The 16,072-nt window shown below is 64.4% G+C and carries 17 protein-coding genes; 5 read left to right on the top strand and 12 right to left on the bottom strand.

Annotated elements, in window-relative coordinates; translation table 11 throughout:
- Positions 1-3 precede the first annotated feature (3 nt).
- The 3 genes from ACVIW0_RS01055 to ACVIW0_RS01045 form a co-directional block, all read right to left on the bottom strand.
- Positions 4-723, bottom strand: coding sequence for a ribonuclease activity regulator RraA (locus ACVIW0_RS01055; protein WP_461350626.1), 720 nt, complete (start codon positions 721-723; stop codon positions 4-6).
- 94 nt (positions 724-817) lie between these two features.
- Entirely contained in the window at positions 818-2,557 is a 1,740-nt protein-coding gene (araD, locus tag ACVIW0_RS01050; protein WP_461350625.1) for an L-arabinonate dehydratase, read from the bottom strand.
- A 165-nt stretch (positions 2,558-2,722) separates the two neighbouring features.
- Entirely contained in the window at positions 2,723-3,355 is a 633-nt protein-coding gene (locus tag ACVIW0_RS01045) for a response regulator transcription factor (protein ID WP_461350624.1), read from the bottom strand.
- A gap of 153 nt (positions 3,356-3,508) precedes the next feature.
- Here ACVIW0_RS01045 and ACVIW0_RS01040 point away from each other — a divergent pair, with 153 nt between their 5' ends.
- Positions 3,509-3,817 carry a hypothetical protein gene (locus ACVIW0_RS01040; RefSeq protein ID WP_461350623.1) on the top strand — a complete coding sequence of 103 codons (309 nt, stop codon included), beginning with the start codon at positions 3,509-3,511 and terminating at the stop codon, positions 3,815-3,817.
- An 88-nt stretch (positions 3,818-3,905) separates the two neighbouring features.
- Here ACVIW0_RS01040 and ACVIW0_RS01035 read toward each other — a convergent pair whose 3' ends face one another.
- The 6 genes from ACVIW0_RS01035 to ACVIW0_RS01010 all read right to left on the bottom strand — a co-directional run bounded on the left by ACVIW0_RS01035 (position 3,906) and on the right by ACVIW0_RS01010 (position 10,420).
- A complete protein-coding gene (locus tag ACVIW0_RS01035; protein WP_461350622.1) occupies positions 3,906-4,223 on the bottom strand; it encodes a PilZ domain-containing protein in 318 nt (105 codons plus the stop codon).
- 3 nt (positions 4,224-4,226) lie between these two features.
- Positions 4,227-5,084: a CheR family methyltransferase gene (locus tag ACVIW0_RS01030; RefSeq protein ID WP_461350621.1), complete on the bottom strand. Its 858-nt coding sequence runs from the start codon at positions 5,082-5,084 to the stop codon at positions 4,227-4,229.
- Between the two features lie 35 nt (positions 5,085-5,119).
- Entirely contained in the window at positions 5,120-5,509 is a 390-nt protein-coding gene (locus ACVIW0_RS01025) for a response regulator (RefSeq protein WP_456751577.1), read from the bottom strand.
- Positions 5,510-5,552: 43 nt separating this feature from the next.
- Positions 5,553-6,026, bottom strand: coding sequence for a chemotaxis protein CheW (locus ACVIW0_RS01020; RefSeq protein ID WP_461350620.1), 474 nt, complete (start codon positions 6,024-6,026; stop codon positions 5,553-5,555).
- 29 nt (positions 6,027-6,055) lie between these two features.
- Positions 6,056-8,812 carry a hybrid sensor histidine kinase/response regulator gene (locus ACVIW0_RS01015; protein ID WP_461350619.1) on the bottom strand — a complete coding sequence of 919 codons (2,757 nt, stop codon included), beginning with the start codon at positions 8,810-8,812 and terminating at the stop codon, positions 6,056-6,058.
- Positions 8,813-9,196: 384 nt separating this feature from the next.
- Positions 9,197-10,420: a flagellin N-terminal helical domain-containing protein gene (locus tag ACVIW0_RS01010; protein ID WP_461350618.1), complete on the bottom strand. Its 1,224-nt coding sequence runs from the start codon at positions 10,418-10,420 to the stop codon at positions 9,197-9,199.
- A 578-nt stretch (positions 10,421-10,998) separates the two neighbouring features.
- On the opposite strand from ACVIW0_RS01010, the gene ACVIW0_RS01005 reads away from it, so the two are divergent.
- The 3 genes from ACVIW0_RS01005 (at position 10,999) to ACVIW0_RS00995 (ending at position 13,028) form a co-directional block, all read left to right on the top strand.
- Positions 10,999-11,721, top strand: coding sequence for a Crp/Fnr family transcriptional regulator (locus tag ACVIW0_RS01005; protein WP_461350617.1), 723 nt, complete (start codon positions 10,999-11,001; stop codon positions 11,719-11,721).
- A 151-nt stretch (positions 11,722-11,872) separates the two neighbouring features.
- On the top strand, positions 11,873-12,592 hold the full coding sequence (locus tag ACVIW0_RS01000) for a Crp/Fnr family transcriptional regulator (RefSeq protein ID WP_461350616.1): 720 nt from the start codon (positions 11,873-11,875) through the stop codon (positions 12,590-12,592).
- Between the two features lie 187 nt (positions 12,593-12,779).
- Positions 12,780-13,028, top strand: coding sequence for a hypothetical protein (locus ACVIW0_RS00995; protein ID WP_461357210.1), 249 nt, complete (start codon positions 12,780-12,782; stop codon positions 13,026-13,028).
- Positions 13,029-13,059: 31 nt separating this feature from the next.
- Here ACVIW0_RS00995 and ACVIW0_RS00990 read toward each other — a convergent pair whose 3' ends face one another.
- Entirely contained in the window at positions 13,060-13,668 is a 609-nt protein-coding gene (locus ACVIW0_RS00990; protein WP_461350615.1) for a response regulator transcription factor, read from the bottom strand.
- 602 nt (positions 13,669-14,270) lie between these two features.
- On the opposite strand from ACVIW0_RS00990, the gene ACVIW0_RS00985 reads away from it, so the two are divergent.
- A complete protein-coding gene (locus tag ACVIW0_RS00985; RefSeq protein ID WP_461350614.1) occupies positions 14,271-14,702 on the top strand; it encodes a hypothetical protein in 432 nt (143 codons plus the stop codon).
- 74 nt (positions 14,703-14,776) lie between these two features.
- Here the strand turns inward: ACVIW0_RS00985 and ACVIW0_RS00980 are convergent, their stop codons facing one another.
- Both ACVIW0_RS00980 and ACVIW0_RS00975 read right to left on the bottom strand, forming a co-directional pair.
- Positions 14,777-14,959, bottom strand: coding sequence for a hypothetical protein (locus ACVIW0_RS00980; RefSeq protein ID WP_461350613.1), 183 nt, complete (start codon positions 14,957-14,959; stop codon positions 14,777-14,779).
- Between the two features lie 95 nt (positions 14,960-15,054).
- On the bottom strand, positions 15,055-16,056 hold the full coding sequence (locus tag ACVIW0_RS00975) for a glycoside hydrolase family 3 N-terminal domain-containing protein (RefSeq protein ID WP_461350612.1): 1,002 nt from the start codon (positions 16,054-16,056) through the stop codon (positions 15,055-15,057).
- Between the last annotated feature and the right edge of the window lie 16 nt (positions 16,057-16,072).

The raw sequence follows: 16,072 nt of genomic DNA, 5'->3' as shown, positions 1-16,072 counted from the left end.
CGTCTACCGTCCCTTCGCCTTCCGCCACACCGCGAAATCCTTCAGCGTCTGCTCATCCGTCGCGGGATAAAGACCAAAAATGCCGCAGCCGTTCTGGACCTGTTCGGTGACGAAATCCTCGAACGCGGTCATCTCGAAGGTCTCGGCCGCGATCTCGTCGGCGAGATGGGCCGGGATCACGATGACGCCGTCGCTGTCGCCGAGGATCACGTCGCCGGGAAATACCGGCGCGTCGCCGCAGCCGATCGGTACGTTGATCTCGATCGCCTGGTGCAAGGTCAGATTGGTCGGCGCGCTCGGCCGGTGATGAAACGCCGGGAAGCCGAGCCGCGCGATCTCGGCCGAATCCCTGAATCCGCCGTCGGTGACCACGCCGGCGCAGCCGCGCTTCATCAGCCGCGTTACCAGGATCGCGCCGGCTGACGCCGCGCGGGCATCCTTGCGGCTGTCCATGACCAGCACCGCGCCCGGCGGGCAGTCTTCAATCGCCTTGCGCTGCGGGTGCGCGCGATCGCGGAACACCTCGATGGTGTTGAGGTCCTCGCGCGCCGGCATGTAGCGCAGCGTGAAGGCCTCGCCGACCATGGTCGGCTGATCCGGACTGAGGGGGTGAACATCCTGGATCATCTGGATGCGCAGGCCGCGCTTGAACAGCGCGGTGGCGACCGTGGCGGTGGAGACGGATTTCAGTCTGTTGCGGGTGGCGTCGCTGAGTTTTGACATGGTGCTCCTTCGTCATTCCGGGGCGCGCGCAGCGCGAACCCGGAATCTCGAGGTTCCGGGTTCGCTTCGCGCCCCGGAACGACGGTGTGATGAACTAATAAATCGACGGCTCGCCGACCGGCTTGCCGAACCCGGTCTCGAGGAAATCGAAGTCGCAGCCCTCATTGGCCTGCTTGATGTGCCTGGAGAACATCCAGCCATAGCCGCGTTCGAAGCGCCGTTCGGGCTGCTTCCATTCGGCGCGGCGCCTGGCGAGCTCCGCCTCGGGCACATCGAGATTGATGGTGCGCGCGGCGACGTCGAGCGAGATGCGGTCGCCGTTCCTCACCAGCGCCAGCGGTCCGCCGATATAGGATTCCGGCGAGACGTGCAGGATGCAGGCGCCATAGCTGGTGCCGCTCATCCGCGCATCCGACAGCCGCACCATGTCGCGCACGCCCTGCTTCACGAGCCTGGTGGGGATCGGCAGCATGCCCCATTCCGGCATGCCCGGGCCGCCCTGCGGGCCGGCGTTGCGCAGGATCAGGACATGATCGGCCGTGACGTCGAGATCGGGATCGTCGACCGCCTTCTTCATCGACGGATAGTCGTCGAACACCAGCGCCGGCCCGGTATGCTTGAGGAAGCGTGGATCGCAGGCGGACGGCTTGATGACGCAGCCGTCAGGCGCGAGATTGCCCTTCAGCACCGCGAGCGCGCCCTCCTTGTAGATCGGGTTGTCGACGCTGCGGATGACGTCGTCATTGTGGACCTCGGCGCCTGCGATGTTTTCGCCGAGCGTCTTGCCTGTGACGGTGATGCAATCGAGATGCAAATGCGGCTTGATCCGGCTCATCAGGGCGGGCAGCCCGCCGGCATAGAAGAAATCCTCCATCAGATAGAGGTCGCCGCTCGGCCGCACATTGGCGATCACGGGCACCTTGCGGCTCGCGATCTCGAAATCATCGAGCGAGATATCCTGGCCGGCGCGGCGCGCCTGGGCGATCAAATGGATGATGGCGTTGGTCGAGCAGCCCATCGCCATCGCGACCGTGATCGCGTTCTCGAAGGCCTTGCGCGTCTGGATCTTCTGCGGGGTGAGATCCTCCCACACCATCTCGACGATGCGGCGGCCGGCCTCCGAGCTCATGCGGATGTGGTTGGCATCGGCCGCCGGGATCGACGAGGCGCCGGGCAACGTCATGCCGATGGCTTCGGCAATCGCGGTCATGGTCGAGGCCGTGCCCATGGTCATGCAGGTGCCGTAGCTGCGGGCGATGCCGGCTTCCATGTCGACCCAGTCCTTGTCGGAGATCTTCCCCGCACGGCGCTCGTCCCAGTATTTCCAGGCGTCCGAGCCGGAGCCGAGCGTCTTGCCCTTCCAATTGCCGCGCAGCATCGGCCCGGCCGGCAGATAGATCGCCGGCAGGTTCATGCTGGTGGCCCCTAACAGCAGGCCGGGCGTGGTCTTGTCGCAGCCGCCCATCAGCACCACGCCGTCGACAGGATGGCCGCGCAGCAGCTCCTCGGCGTCCATCGCCAGCATGTTGCGATAGAGCATCGTGGTCGGCTTCAACAGCGATTCCGACAGCGACAGCGCCGGCAGCTCCAGCGGAAAGCCGCCGGCCATCAGCACGCCGCGCTTGACGTCGTCGACCCGGCTCTTGAAGTGCATGTGGCAGGGCTGCGCATCCGACCAGGTGTTGATGATCGCGATCACCGGCCGGTCGCGCCATTCCTCCGGCGCGTAGCCCATCTGCATCGCGCGCGATCTGTGGCCGAAGGCCCGCAAATCGTCGGGCGCAAACCAGCGCGCGCTGCGCAATTGATCCGGGGTCTTGTTCTTGTTCGTCATCGCCATGTGTCTCGACTGTGCTCGCGCGCGGTCACGGCGCGCGTAGGCCCTGCGCCACGCATATACAGGATTTCCGGACGTGTCGTCCCGCGCCAGGCGCAGACGTGCCGCTCGCCGAACGTGCGCTGCTCAGCGATGTGAAAATCAGGGCAAACCGGCTTGGGCTTACTTCTGCTGCGCCGTCATCACGATGCGAACCAGATCGGCTGCGTTGCGCGCGCCGAGCTTCTTCATGATGTTGGCGCGGTGGTCCTCGATGGTGCGCGGGCTGATGCCGAGATGGCGCCCGGCCTCCTTGTTGGAGGCGCCGGCGGTGAATTGCTCGAGCACCTCGCGCTCGCGGCGGGTCAGCGGCTCGCGGCCCGGGAAGTGCAGCGCGGCGATGCGCGAGGCCGAGGTCTCGGCCTGCCGCCTGGTGTAGGCGTCGATCGCCTCATTCAAGCGGGTGACGATCTCATTGCCGCGGAAAGGCTTCTCGATGAAATCGAGCGCGCCGTTCTTGATGGCGCTGACCGCCATCTGAATGTCGCCCTGACCCGAGATCATAAAAATCGGCGCCGGGTAGTCCTCGCCGTGCAGCTCCCGCAGGATATCGAGGCCGGATTTGCCGGGAATGTGGACGTCGAGCAGGATGCAGGCCGGGGTCCGGCTGCGCGCGACCGCGAGCAGCGCCGCACCGTCGGCAAAGCAGATCACCTTGTAACCGGCGGTCGACAGGACCACGGAAAGCGTCTCGCGGACCGCGGGATCGTCGTCGACTACAAAGATTTCCCCGCGAGGAGCGCCATTCTCAGCCATATGCATCGTCCATCAGTGGTGAAGCGTGCTGCCCAGTCTGCACAAGACCTAACTCGACCATCTTGATCAATGGACCCGTATTTGTACGGGACGTCCGCTTAACGCACAAGTAGCACCGCGTTCCCTAAAACCGGGGGCAGTGGAGAAACATGCATGGAAAATGCAGCGGTGGACGGCGTTGCAGTGTGCTTGGACGAGGGCCGTGATCCCTACAATCTGATCGTGACCGACCTGATCGCGCTGATTGGCCGTGTCCAGGCGATCCTGCGGCTGATCGAAGCGGCGATTGCGCGCGAGGCCCTGCTGGCCGAGCAGGACACCGCCGCCGATATCGTCGTCCTTGACGACGTCACGCCGCGCTATGTCGCAGCCTCGACCGCCCTGAAAACCAGCGGCACCGGCCTTGGCGCGGCACTCGACCGGCTGCGCAATTCTGGCGCGCCGGAACACCTCCTGAACTGACGCCGCGCCGGCCAGCGCCGGTTCGTGGCTTCGCGCGAGGTCGTTCCCAACCCCGGATCATGTCTTCTTGAGCGTCAGGCCTTGAGCTTCAGGCTCTGGCCCGCTCTTCGTCGGCGACCGAGCGCCGCTTACTCGGCTTGCCCTTGAGGAAGCTGATGTCCATCTCGGTGCCGTTGACGCGGACCAGCTCGCAGCGGCGATAGGCGAGCCCGGTTGAGGACAGCAGCAGGAAGAACTCCTTCAGGTTGAGCCCCTGAATGGAACCCTCGACCGTCAACGACGCGTCGTTGTCGGAGATGGCGTTGAGCTGGCAATCGCGCCGCCAGGTTCCGTCGATGGCCATGATGCAGACATCGACGCCCCGGCTGAAGGTGACCCGCTCAACGGATTTGCCGTCCTCGCTCATCGCTCAATATCCGACCGCCATGGCCGGTCTCGGCATCGCAAGCCCCGGGCGCACGCCGCTCGGGCGGTACAGGCCACGGCGCTCGGGTATCGGCTTGAACGTGTCGGTGAGACCGACCACGGTTTCGGCGGCCCCGAGCACCAGGAAGCCGTCGGCCTCCATCTGCCGCGCAAGGCGGTTGAAGATGTTGATCTTGGTGTCCTGGTCGAAATAGATCAGCACGTTGCGGCAGAAGATCACGTCGAAGGTGCCGAGCTGGGAGAAATCGTGCAGCAGATTGAGCTGACGATGCTGCACCATCGCGCGCAACTCCGCATTGATCTGCCAGGTTTCACCCGACTGCTTGAAGTACTTGACCAGCAGCTGGATCGGCAGCCCGCGCTGCACCTCGAACTGGCTGTAGATGCCGGCCTTCGACTTCTCCAGCACCTCCTGCGACAGATCGGTCGCGATGATCTCGATCCGCCAGCCCGCGAGCGCGGCGCCCATCTCCTTCAGGCACATCGCCAGCGAATAGGGCTCCTGGCCGGTCGAGCCGGCGGCGCACCAGATCCTGACGCTGCGGCGCGCAGCGCGCGCCTTCAGCACCTCAGGCATGATGGTGTTGCGGAAATGGTCGAACGGCACCTTGTCGCGGAAGAAGAAGGTCTCGTTGGTGGTCATGGCCTCGACCACCTGGACGGTGTGGGTGGACGAGCCGGCCCGGATCTTGGCGACCAGGTCGGGGATGCCGGACAGGCCGCTCTTGCGCGCCAGCGGCAACAGGCGGCTTTCGATCAGATACTGCTTGTCCGCAGACAGATCGAGACCGGAATGGTCTTTCAGGAGCTTACGCAAATACTCGTAGTCGGGGGGCGTCACGGGAGCCTCGCAAGGGCAAAGGGTGAAACTGGGTGTCAGGCTTCGGCCGACGCATCAAGCGCCAGCAGACCCACTTCCTGGAATTTCGCGATCACGATGTCCTTGTCGAACGGCTTCATGATGTACTCGTTGGCGCCGGCATGCAGCGCGCGCGAGATATGGTCGATGCCGTTCTCGGTGGTGCAGAACACCACTTTCGGCGCGTCACCGCCGGGCATGCGGCGCAGCTGCACGAGGAATTCGAAGCCATCCATCACGGGCATGTTCCAGTCGAGCAGCACGGCGTCCGGCAGTGCGCGCTTGCACGCCTCGAGCGCGACCGCGCCGTCCTCGGCCTCGATGACGGTGAATTCCATTCCTTCGAGGATGCGGCGCGCGATCTTTCGCACCACTCCGGAATCGTCGACGACAAGACACGTCTTCATGGGTTGGCCTCCTTGTGGAATCCGCCGTCTGTGCGGCGGAGCGTTACGCTGCAGCAGCAGTTTTGGGCACCAGTTCGAGCACGCGATCGACATCGAGGACGACCATCAGCTGGCCGTCGAGGCGGTGGACGCCGCCGGCGAGCTTGGCCATGCGGGGATCGAGGTTGACCGGGTTGTCCTCGCGGCTGTCGTCGGGCAGCCGCAACACCTCGCCGATCTGGTCGATCAACAGGCCATAGGATTCGCCGCGCTGGTCGACCCCGACCGCCATCGGCGGCCGGCCGTCATCGGCCTTCGGCAGCCCGAGCCGGGCGCGCATGTCGACCACGGTGACGATGCGGCCGCGCAGGTTGAGCACGCCGGCGATCTCGCTGGACGACAGCGGCACCCGCGTCAGCCGCTCCGGCATGAACACGTCCTGCACCCGGGAGATCGGCAGCCCGAACAGCTGGCCGCCGATCACGGCGGTGACGTATTCGGCGACAGCGCCTTCACTGGTCTCGGTCTTGCTGGTCATCACTTTGTGTTCCTTCAAGCCAAGCCCGATTACGCGGCCCGCCGCATCTCGGCGGTCTGCTCCTTCAGCGCCGCGATCAGCCCGGGACGGTCGAACTTGGCGACATAGTCGTGGAAGCCGGCCTGCCGGCCGCGCTCGATCGCCGCCGGCGACACCATCGCCGACAGCGCGATGATCGGCAGCTGGTTCAGATTGTGGTCGCTGCGGATGGTTTCGGCGAACTCGAAGCCGTTCATCTCGGGCATCTCGATGTCGGTCAGCACGACGTCGAACGCCTGCCCCGAGCGCAGCGCGGCGAGGCCCTCCTGCGCGTTCGGCGCGGTCCTGACCTTGTAGCCGGCGGCTTTGAGTACCGGCGCCAGCATGTTGCGGAAGAATGCACTGTCATCGACCAAGAGCACCGACTGTGCAGACGCCGACGGCCGCATCTCCTTGCGCGAGAACCAGTCGGCGAACGCCATCGGCAGGAAGTGGCCGACGTCGATCACCTCGGTGGCCTGGCCCTTGATCACGGCCGAGCCGAGGATGCCGTCCTGCGAGCCTGCGACCTCGATGTTGAGCCGTTCCTCGACGATGTCGATGATCTCGTCGACCACGAGCCCCATCGAGCGGCCGTCGTCGGCGAACACCAGGATCGGCTGCGTGCCTTGGCTCTGCACCTCGACCCCGGCCATCTGCACCAGCGGCATCAATTGCTCGCGGTACTGCACCATGTAGCGGCCGTTACTGAGCTCGATCTTGTCGGTTGCGATCTCCTCCAGCCGGGTGACGAGACCGAGCGGCACCGCCTTGGGCTGCGAGGAGCCGGCGCGGAACACCAGCAGCGAGGTCAGCTGCTCGCCGCTTGCGGCATGGGCGCTGGCACTGTCGTCGGCCATGTCATGGGCCGAGGAACCGGAGGCGCCCAAGGCCTTGGCGATGCCGTTGGGGTCGATGATCATGATCACGGCGCCATCGCCCAAAATGGTGTTGCCGGAGAACATGTCGATGTGCCGCAGTTTGGTCGACATCGGCTTGACCACGATCTCCTCGGTGTGGAACACGCCGTCGACCACGATGCCAAAGGTCTGGCTGCCGACTTGCGTCACCACGATGAAGCCGTTCTCGGCATCGCTGGCGCTGGCGCCGTCGTCGATCTTCAAGAGCTTCTTCAGATGGATCAGCGGCAGCAGCTTGTTGCGCAGGCGCAAGACTGCGGTGTCCTTGATCCGCTCGATGCGGTGCTCGGAGTTGGCGCGGGCCCGCACCAGCTCGACCACGGACAATTGGGGGATGGCAAAGCGGTCGCCGCCGGCTTCGACGATCAGGGCGGAGACGATCGCCAGGGTCAGCGGGATCTTGATGGTGACACTGGCGCCCTCGCCGGCCACGCTCTTGATGTCGATGGTGCCGCCGATCTGGTCGATATTGGTGCGCACCACGTCCATGCCGACGCCGCGGCCGGACACCGAGGTGACTTGGGCGGCGGTCGAGAAGCCCGGCGCGAAGATGAACTTGTGGATCTGGGCTTCCGTCATCTTCTCCAGCTCAGCCTCGGTGACGAGACCGTTCTGGAGCGCCTTGGCCTTGATCCGCTCGGTGTTGAGGCCTCGGCCATTGTCGGCGATGCAGATGATGATGTGGCCGCCCTCGTGATAGGCGGAGAGCCGAATGGTGCCCTGCTCCGGCTTGCCGGCGGCGAGGCGCTCGGCGGTGGTCTCCAGGCCATGATCGGCGGAGTTGCGCACCATGTGCGTCAGCGGATCCTTGATCAGGTCGAGCACCTGGCGGTCGAGCTCGGTGTCGGCGCCGTGCATCTCCAGCTCGATCTGCTTGCCGAGTTCGCCGGAGAGGTCGCGGACGATGCGCGGCAGCTTCTGCCAGGCATTGCCGATCGGCTGCATCCGCGTCTTCATGACGCCCTCCTGCAGCTCGGCGGTGACGTTGGAGAGCCGCTGCAGCGGCACCTTGAACTCGGTGTCCTCGTTGCGGCGGGAGATCTCCAGCAGCTGGTTGCGGGTCAAGACCAGCTCGGAGACCATGGTCATCAGATGTTCGAGGGTGTCGACATTGACCCGGATCGACTGGTTGGCGATCTTGTCGCCTTCCTGGACATCGGTCTCGGCGGCGGCCTTGCGGGCCGGCTTCTTGGCGGCGTCAGCCGGCTCGGCCGCGGGCGCAACAGCCACCGGCTTGGCGGCCGGTGCCGGGGCAGGTGCGCCGACTTCGGTCTCGGTCTCGCGGAAGGCGCGCTCGAGCTCGTCGAGCGAGACCTCGCCCGGACGCAACGGACGCTCCAGCGTCTGCACCACCAGCGTGCCCTCGGTCATCGCTTGGGTCATATCAGCCTGCACGGACGGCGCTTCGACCACCGGCACGTCCTCTTCGGCAGCAGCCGGCATCGACTGCGTCGAGCCTGACATTGCGGCCATGCCGCGCTCGACCATGGCTTCCAGCTGATCGATCAGGTCGCGGTCGTTGCCCTCTGGCTCGGCTTCGGTCGCCTCGAGCCCGGCCAAAATCTCCTTGATGCGGTCGATCGAGGACAGGATCAGCGTCACGGCTTCGGCCTTCACCGGCATGCCGTCGCGGAATTTGCCCATCAACGTCTCGCCGGCATGCGCCAGCGCTTCCAGCCGCGGCAGCCCGAGGAAGCCGCAGGTCCCCTTGATGGTGTGCACAAGGCGGAAAATATTATCCAGGATCTTCGCGTTGTTCGGATCCTGCTCGAACTGCACCAGCTGGTTGTCGACCGTATCCAGGCTCTCGCTGCTCTCCGTCAGGAACTCGCGCAACAGATCGTCCATGGATGGGTCCCCTCAAGGTGCTACGGAACGCTCGCCTCGCATCGATAACTCGGACGGCTTCACGGCGACGTTAATTTCGCCGTCCGTGCAAATACGGACGATGAAGCGCTTCAAGCGACGACGCACCGCGACATCACGACCAGTCTCACCGGACAGGCCTTACCACCCGGACGGGAAAGAGCCCGTTCCACCGGTCGTCGCAATTTGAATCAAATGCAATCACGGTCCCGCTAAGCCCAGCGAAACGTTCGCGGCGCCGACATTCGCCGGCATCAAACGCGATCGCCCGCTGGTTGAAGCCGACGGGATGGTTAAGCGCAGTTAAAGCAAAGGCGGCGGAGTTTCCTCCGCCGCCTCGATATCAGTTGTCTGTTGCGGCTACGCTTAGCGGAGCAGCTGCAGAACGCTCTGCTGCGACTGGTTGGCCAGCGCCAGCGCGGAGACTGCGATCGACTGGCGGGTCGACAGCGCCTGGCTGTTGGCCGCTTCCTCGTTGGTGTCGGCCAGCGTCAGGTTGGACGAGCCGGTCTGCAGCACGTTGATCAGGTTCTTCGAGAAGTCCTGGCGGATCTGCACCATCGACAGGTTCGAACCCAGTGACGACGCTTCCGAACGCAGCGTGCTCGACGCGCTGCCCAGCTTGCTGATGATGCTGTTGGCCGAAACGTTGTCGAGGAAGTCGGTGCCGGCCGTCAGCGTGGTGAGGCCGAGGCCGGTAGCGCTGAAGGTGACGCCGGTGATGTTGAGCGTCGACTTGCCGGTCTCGTTGAACACCAGCTTGAGGTTGTCACCGCCCAGCAGGTTGACGCCGTTGAAGGACGAGTCCTGTGCGGTCGTCGTGATCTGCTGGATCACCGCGTTGTACTGGCTGAGCAGGTTGGCGCGGGTGGTTTGCGAGGTCGGATCGGCGACCGCGGCGTTGACGGTGCCGACGGTAGCGGTGGCGGCGGTGATGTCGACGCCCTCGCCGGTCGGCGCGGTGCCGGAGCTGGTGATGGTCTGGCTCGCCGCATCGTTGGTCGAGGTGAAGGTCAGCGTGTCAGCCGTCGAGGACAGCGAGGCCGTGACCGCAACGCCGTTCGATGCCAGCACGCTGTTCAGCTGGTCGAGCGTCTTGACGGTGGCGGTGCCGCTGCCGGTCGAGAACGACGAACCGATCGTCACCGCCAGGCTGCCGCTCGCGGTCTTGAAGGTCAGCACGGCGCCGCCGAGCTTGCCGGCGTTGAGATCGCTCGCGACTGTGGCGCCGGTGCCGGCACCGGTGCCGGTGACGTCGACATTGGCCTTGGTCGAATAGCCGGTCGGGCTCTGCAGCACCTGGTTGGCGATCGACTTCGCGGTATCGACCAGCTTCTGCAGCGAGGTGATGCCGGTGTTGGCCGCCTGCAGCACCTGCACGCCGTTGCCGATGCTGTCGAGCAGATTGTTGATGTCGCTGGCGCGGTTGTCGAGCGACTGCGCGGTGAAGAAGTTGGTCGGGTTGTCGAGGGCCGTGTTGACCTTCTTGCCGGTGGCAAGGCGGTTCTGCGTGGTGGAGAGCAGGTCGGCCGTCGACTGCAGCGAAAGCAGATTTTGACGAACCGATGCCGAGAGGACGATGCCGGACATACTGATACCCTTCTGGATGAACACGATTGACGCGACGCCGCAACTTTCACACGGCGATCCATGCCACACTGGTCCGTCCGCGCTACCCGTTCGTTAAAGGGCTGCTCCGTACAAATACCCAGAATGGCCTTGCCGGTGATTCTACGGCCTGACCATGTAGACGTTGCGCGGAGCGGCGCATATCCGCCGCCGGATCATCCTCGCGACGGCGAATTTGTCCTCGCATTTGCGCAACTTGCGGAGTCCCGGCGCCGCCGATCGGGCGCGTCGAAAGCCGCCATCGCGATGATGTCGACGCGTGATCGGACACGCATAAGAGTTAATGAAAATCAACAAATGCGAGACAATGCCGCAACCCTATCGTCCGCGACGCGTGCCGTTCGAATCGACCGCGACTGCCGCAGAGACCGGTGCGACGCCGATCGTCTGCCCCCTAGCGGGTATAAGGTTCGCGCCACAACCTCCGAGGTTCGCACCACAACCCTTGTGCTATTGGACAGGCAAGCTATGTTCGCTCACCACACGCCAAGAGTAGGTGATGCGAGACCGTAGTGCTCCCGCCCTCGGCAGGAGCTCCAATGTCTGCGGTATCGCCCCCGCCCAATCGTCTGTTGCAAGCACTTCCCGCCACGGAATACGGGCAACTTCACCCCCTTCTCGAGACTGTCGATCTGACCAAGGAAGCGGTGCTCGCCGAAGCCGGGGCACGGGTGCAGCGGGTCTACTTCCCGCACGGCGGCGTGGTCTCGATGATGATCAATCTGTCCGACGGGCAATCCGTTGAAATTGCAACCATCGGTCGCGATGGCATCGTCGGTGGATCCGCCGCCCTGCATGACCGGCCGCTGCTCGCCGACGCGATCGTCGTGGTGCCGGGCACGGCCTCGATGCTGAGGGCGGAGGACTTTCGCGAGGCGGCAGGTCGCAGCGCGGATTTCCGGACCCTGGTCGCGCTCTACGAGCAGGCGCTGATGGCGCAGACGCAGCAATCGGTGGCATGCAACGTCTCGCATCCGGTGGAGGCACGGCTGTCACGCTGGCTGCTGCGCGCGCGCGATCTGTGCGGCAGCGAGGCATTGCCGATGACCCAGGAGATGCTGGCCCAGATGATCGGTGTCCGGCGCAACGCGGTTTCGATCGTCGCGCATGGTTTCCAGCAGGCCGGCATCCTGCGGTACAGCCGCGGTCATATCGAAATCACCGATATCGCTGGTCTGCGGAAGGCAGCGTGTGAGTGCTATGCGACCGTCAAGGCGCACGCCGAACAATTGATCGGACCGGACGATTCCAAGCGCGGATAACGCCGCCTGCGGCGATTGGCACATTTCTTATGGAACCAAGATGTGTTTCCATTGGAACCGAGACGTGCCAGAATAAGTTGCACGGACGTCCAACTGCACGCGTCAGCCCTGGTGACCAGAGACAAGCTTTGCCGGCAGGCAGGAGGTTGCTTTGGATAAGGTTCCGCGATCACCCAACGGGTTCCTGTCGTCGCTCTCCGCGAACGATTTCGAGCTGATCCAGCCACATCTGCGGACCACCGAGCTCGTCGCCGATTCGGTGCTGGTCGAGGCCGACGAGTTGCTCCGGCTGACATATATGCCGCACAAGGGCGTGATCTCCCTGGTGGTCAAGCTCGGCCGGGGCGAACGCGTCCAGGTCGCGATGGTCGGCCGCGACAGCATCTATGGTGCATTCGCTGGCCTTGGTGAGGCCCCGACGCTGAACAGCGCCGTGGCCCTGGTGCCGGGCGTGACCTCCACGATCGAGGCCAAAGCCCTGCGGGCCGCTGCCGCGCAGAGCCCGACGCTGCGCGCGATGCTGATTCGACACGGCCTCGCTGTCTATGCCCAAATCCAGCAGACCGCCGGGTGCAATGCCGTGCATACCGTCGAATCGAGGTTGGCGCGATGCCTGCTGCAGACGCGCGATCTCTCCGGCAGCAACAAGATCGTCCTGACGCAGGAGATGATGGCGCAGATGATCGGAGCACGCCGCAACAGCGTGTCACTGGTCGCGCATACGCTGCAGCAGGCGAATTTCATCCACTACAGCCGCGGACACATCGAGATCACCAATGCGGATGGCCTGAGCCGGACCGCATGCGAATGCTACGCCACGGTGAAGGCGCAGTATGCGGTCCTGCTCAGTTGCCAGGAGGTCGGCGGTTAGAGCAGGATCCGGAAAAGCGCAAACCGGTTTTCCCTCGCGACAAACACCAAAGCCGTTTGCGCGGAGATCATGCTCAAACAAAGAGATGAGGCCCGAACCGACGCCCAAGCCGTACTTCTACGGCGTGCGATTTTCATCGTCGGATAACGCTGAATCCCCACAGTCGCATGGACGCACGGGGGAGCCGATGTTCACTTACGAAACGACCGACCGGAAGGAAGCCCGGCGCTTCCGCATGGCCCAGTTCAACGGCCGAACCGCCACCGTCCGGTCGGCCGGCGCGACCGTCACCGGACGCGTCCGCGCGATCGTCGAAAGCAAGTCGGGCACGACCGCCGCATGGGTGGTCACGATCGTTCCGGAGCAGCCGAAACCAGCTGCCCCATCCGCGCGGCCCGCGCCGCGCCTGTGCTTCGCCACCAAAGACGATTTCTGAAAACGGATTCTGACGAAGCCGGATTCACCGCTCAGGCGGAATGCAACAAAGCCTTGCGGACCAGATCGGCCGTGTTGCGCGCACCGAGCTTGCGCATGGCCTCGGCGCGATGGCTCTCGAACGTGCGCGGGCTGATGTTCATCCGCAATGCGCCCTGCTTGTTGGAATAGCCATCGCTGATCAGGCTGAGCACTTCACGCTCGCGCCTGGTCAATGGCTTGCGGCCGGCTTCCGGCGCGAACATGACGTCCGGCGACCGTGAGCCTGCCGGCTTGTCGTCGCCCTGCGGCTTGAGGTCGGTAACCGGAACGACATTCGGATAGAGATTGGAAATCTGCTTCAGCATCGCAGACACCCGTTCGGTCTGCTCGAGCGCGTTCTCGATCACCTGGCGCAGATAGACGCCGTTGCCGGGCGCGTGCGCGAATTGCTGGCTGTGCTGTTTGAGCTCGTTCATATAGAGCAGCAGCGCCGTCACGGGCCCGTTGAACTGCCGGACGATCGCGGCGCCGGCGTCCGAGATCGCCTGCGGTCGCGGTACAGCGACACCCTGGAGTTCGGCCGGCGGGGTCTCGAGCGTCGCGGTTCCACCCGTCCATGTCGGGAGGCGCGCCTCGGCTCGATTGTCATGGTGCGTCATAAGTATGGTTTACCGAAGGTGAACTTGTGGCCGCGTTAACACGGGACTCCGTAGAACTACGGGTGACGCAACTGTGACCTCGGGCCCCGAACCGGACAAGGAGGCGCAGATTACCGCTGATTTGGCAACGAATCTCGCTTATTTGAGTCAAATTACAGTATTCTTACGGGACGCAGGCGCCCGCCCCGTCTCCCGGCTGCTTCACAAATCGACATTGACCATTATCGTTTTGGCCGCCGTGTTCGGCCCTGACCAGCGCGAGTGACCTGTCCAATCGCCGTGCCGGGGACTGGAGGTCACGGGCGCCGAAGCCGCAGGAACTTCTGCAGGAACCGCCCCGAAAGAACGAACCTGAGCCACCAATACGCCATTCGCCGGGTCGTCATCGATCATCCCTCCGGCCATCGGAATAGGCTCGCCTTACCGCACGCTTGAGCGCGCGTGTATGAGCCGGTTCACATCGGCCCAAGGGCGGCAAAAGAGCCGCGAGTGACCGGCAAAGGGAGCAGCGGACGGCCGTCCACTCAGGTGAATGTCAATTTACAGCCCCGGCACGCGCCGCGATGATCGCGGCCTCTCGACCAACAATAAAGGGCGCGGCCATGAAGCGAGGGCGGAACGGACGACACGGATCCTGGATGACGATTGCGGCGCTCACAGCTGCCTTGATGCTCGGCGCCGGCGCACAGGCCCAGACGACATCGACCGACAGTGCCGCACCGACACCTGACAACGCAATCATGGTCACCATCTTCTTCAAGCATGATCAGTCACGCCCCCTCAGCGAACTCAACGCGCAGCTCGAGCGGCAGGGCTTCTACAAGGCGTTTCCGCCCGAAGGCGTCGAGGTCGTCAGCTGGTATGTGATGATGGGTGTCGGTCAGGTGGTGACGCTGCGGCTGCCGGCCTCGCGGCTGCGCGAGGTCAACCGTGTCATCGAGAGCAGTGCTTGGGGTGCCTATCACACCGAATTCTATCCGACCTACGACTACAAGGCGGTCGGGATCGGCAATCACGAAAAGGCTAAGCAGTAGCCGATCGGATCAGGAGCTGCGACCGAGCGCCGGTTCTGCCGAGAACCGGCTCAGCATTGGATTCGATCCGCCGCCTACGCGTGGGCGCGCGAGCGTTGGCTCAGCCGCTTGGCCAAGGTCCGCAAATCCTCGGCACGCCCGCTGCACAGCAGACGGGTGAATTCGTCGGGATCGATGCCGGCAGGCGGGACATCGGCCGAGCCGCGTGCGTCGCGGCGTAGCCAGGTCAATTGGAAGAGACGCTTGAGCATCTTCATGGTTGTTAGCCCCGATGAGCGTCAGTGTTAAATCGCGGCAATGAAGTTGGTTCCGCTCCTTGTGGTCGGCCGGCGCAAAATTTGGTTCAACGCAATCAGGCGAGCAGTGCCTTGCGCTTTTGCACCCGCGCAATGGAGCGCTGCACCGCGGCCTGATCCAGTGATCCGTCCTGCACTGCACCCGCGACCGCGGTGGCGATGCCGGTCATCTCCCGCTCCTGGTCGAGCAGATTGTTGCCGATGCAGATCATGTCCATGCCGGCGGCGATCGCCTGCAGGCTGGCCGCGCTGGTGCCGAGCGCCTTCTGCAGCCCCTGCATCTGCATGTCGTCGGTGATCAGCAGCGTCTCGGGCAGGCGGCAGCGCAGCCGGTCGATTCCGGCCGGCGACAACGTCATCGGATGCTGCGCGTCCCACTGCCGGACAATGGCGTGGCTGACCAGCACAGCATCGCCATGGATCTCCGGCGCCAGCGCATAGAACAGCTCCTCCTGTTCCGGCCGCAGCGCATCGGAAATATCCATGAACTCCAGATGGGAATCGACGCGCGCACCGCCGATGCCCGGATAATGCTTCACGCAAAGGCCCACGCCCGCCTGCCGCGCCGCGGCGTCGACCAGGCGGGCATTGGCGGCGACCTCGCCGATATCGGACGAATAGGACCGCCTGATCTTGCCGATGTTGGGATTATCCGGGTTGAAGTCGACGTCGATGACCGGCGCGAAATTGTAGCGGATGCCAAGCCGGCGCAGCTCGCCATAGCTTGCGGCCAGGATGGTCTGCTTGTCCGATGTGGCGAGCCGATTGAAGTCCTTTGCGCTCGGCAGCGGCTGAAAGCCGCTGGTCTCCTTGAGCCGGCGCACCAGGCCGCCCTCCTGGTCGATGAAGACCAGCGGCCGTGACGGCAGGCCTGCGATCTCGGCGCAGAGCGATTGCAGCTGCGCGGGCGAGGCGATGTTGTTGTCGTATTGCCGGGTCTGGCAGGAGTAATCAAACAGGATCACGCCACCAAGGCCGAACTGCGCGGCGAATTCGGCCAGCCAGGACGGAATGACCTTGCCGTGGAAGCCGAGGATGAAGAGTTCGCCGACGGACATGGCCGCTCCACTCCGA

The organism is Bradyrhizobium sp. USDA 4454 (genome assembly GCF_054822705.1).
The sequence above is the reverse complement of the archived record's forward strand: the minus strand, read 5'-3'. Positions and strand labels throughout refer to the sequence as shown.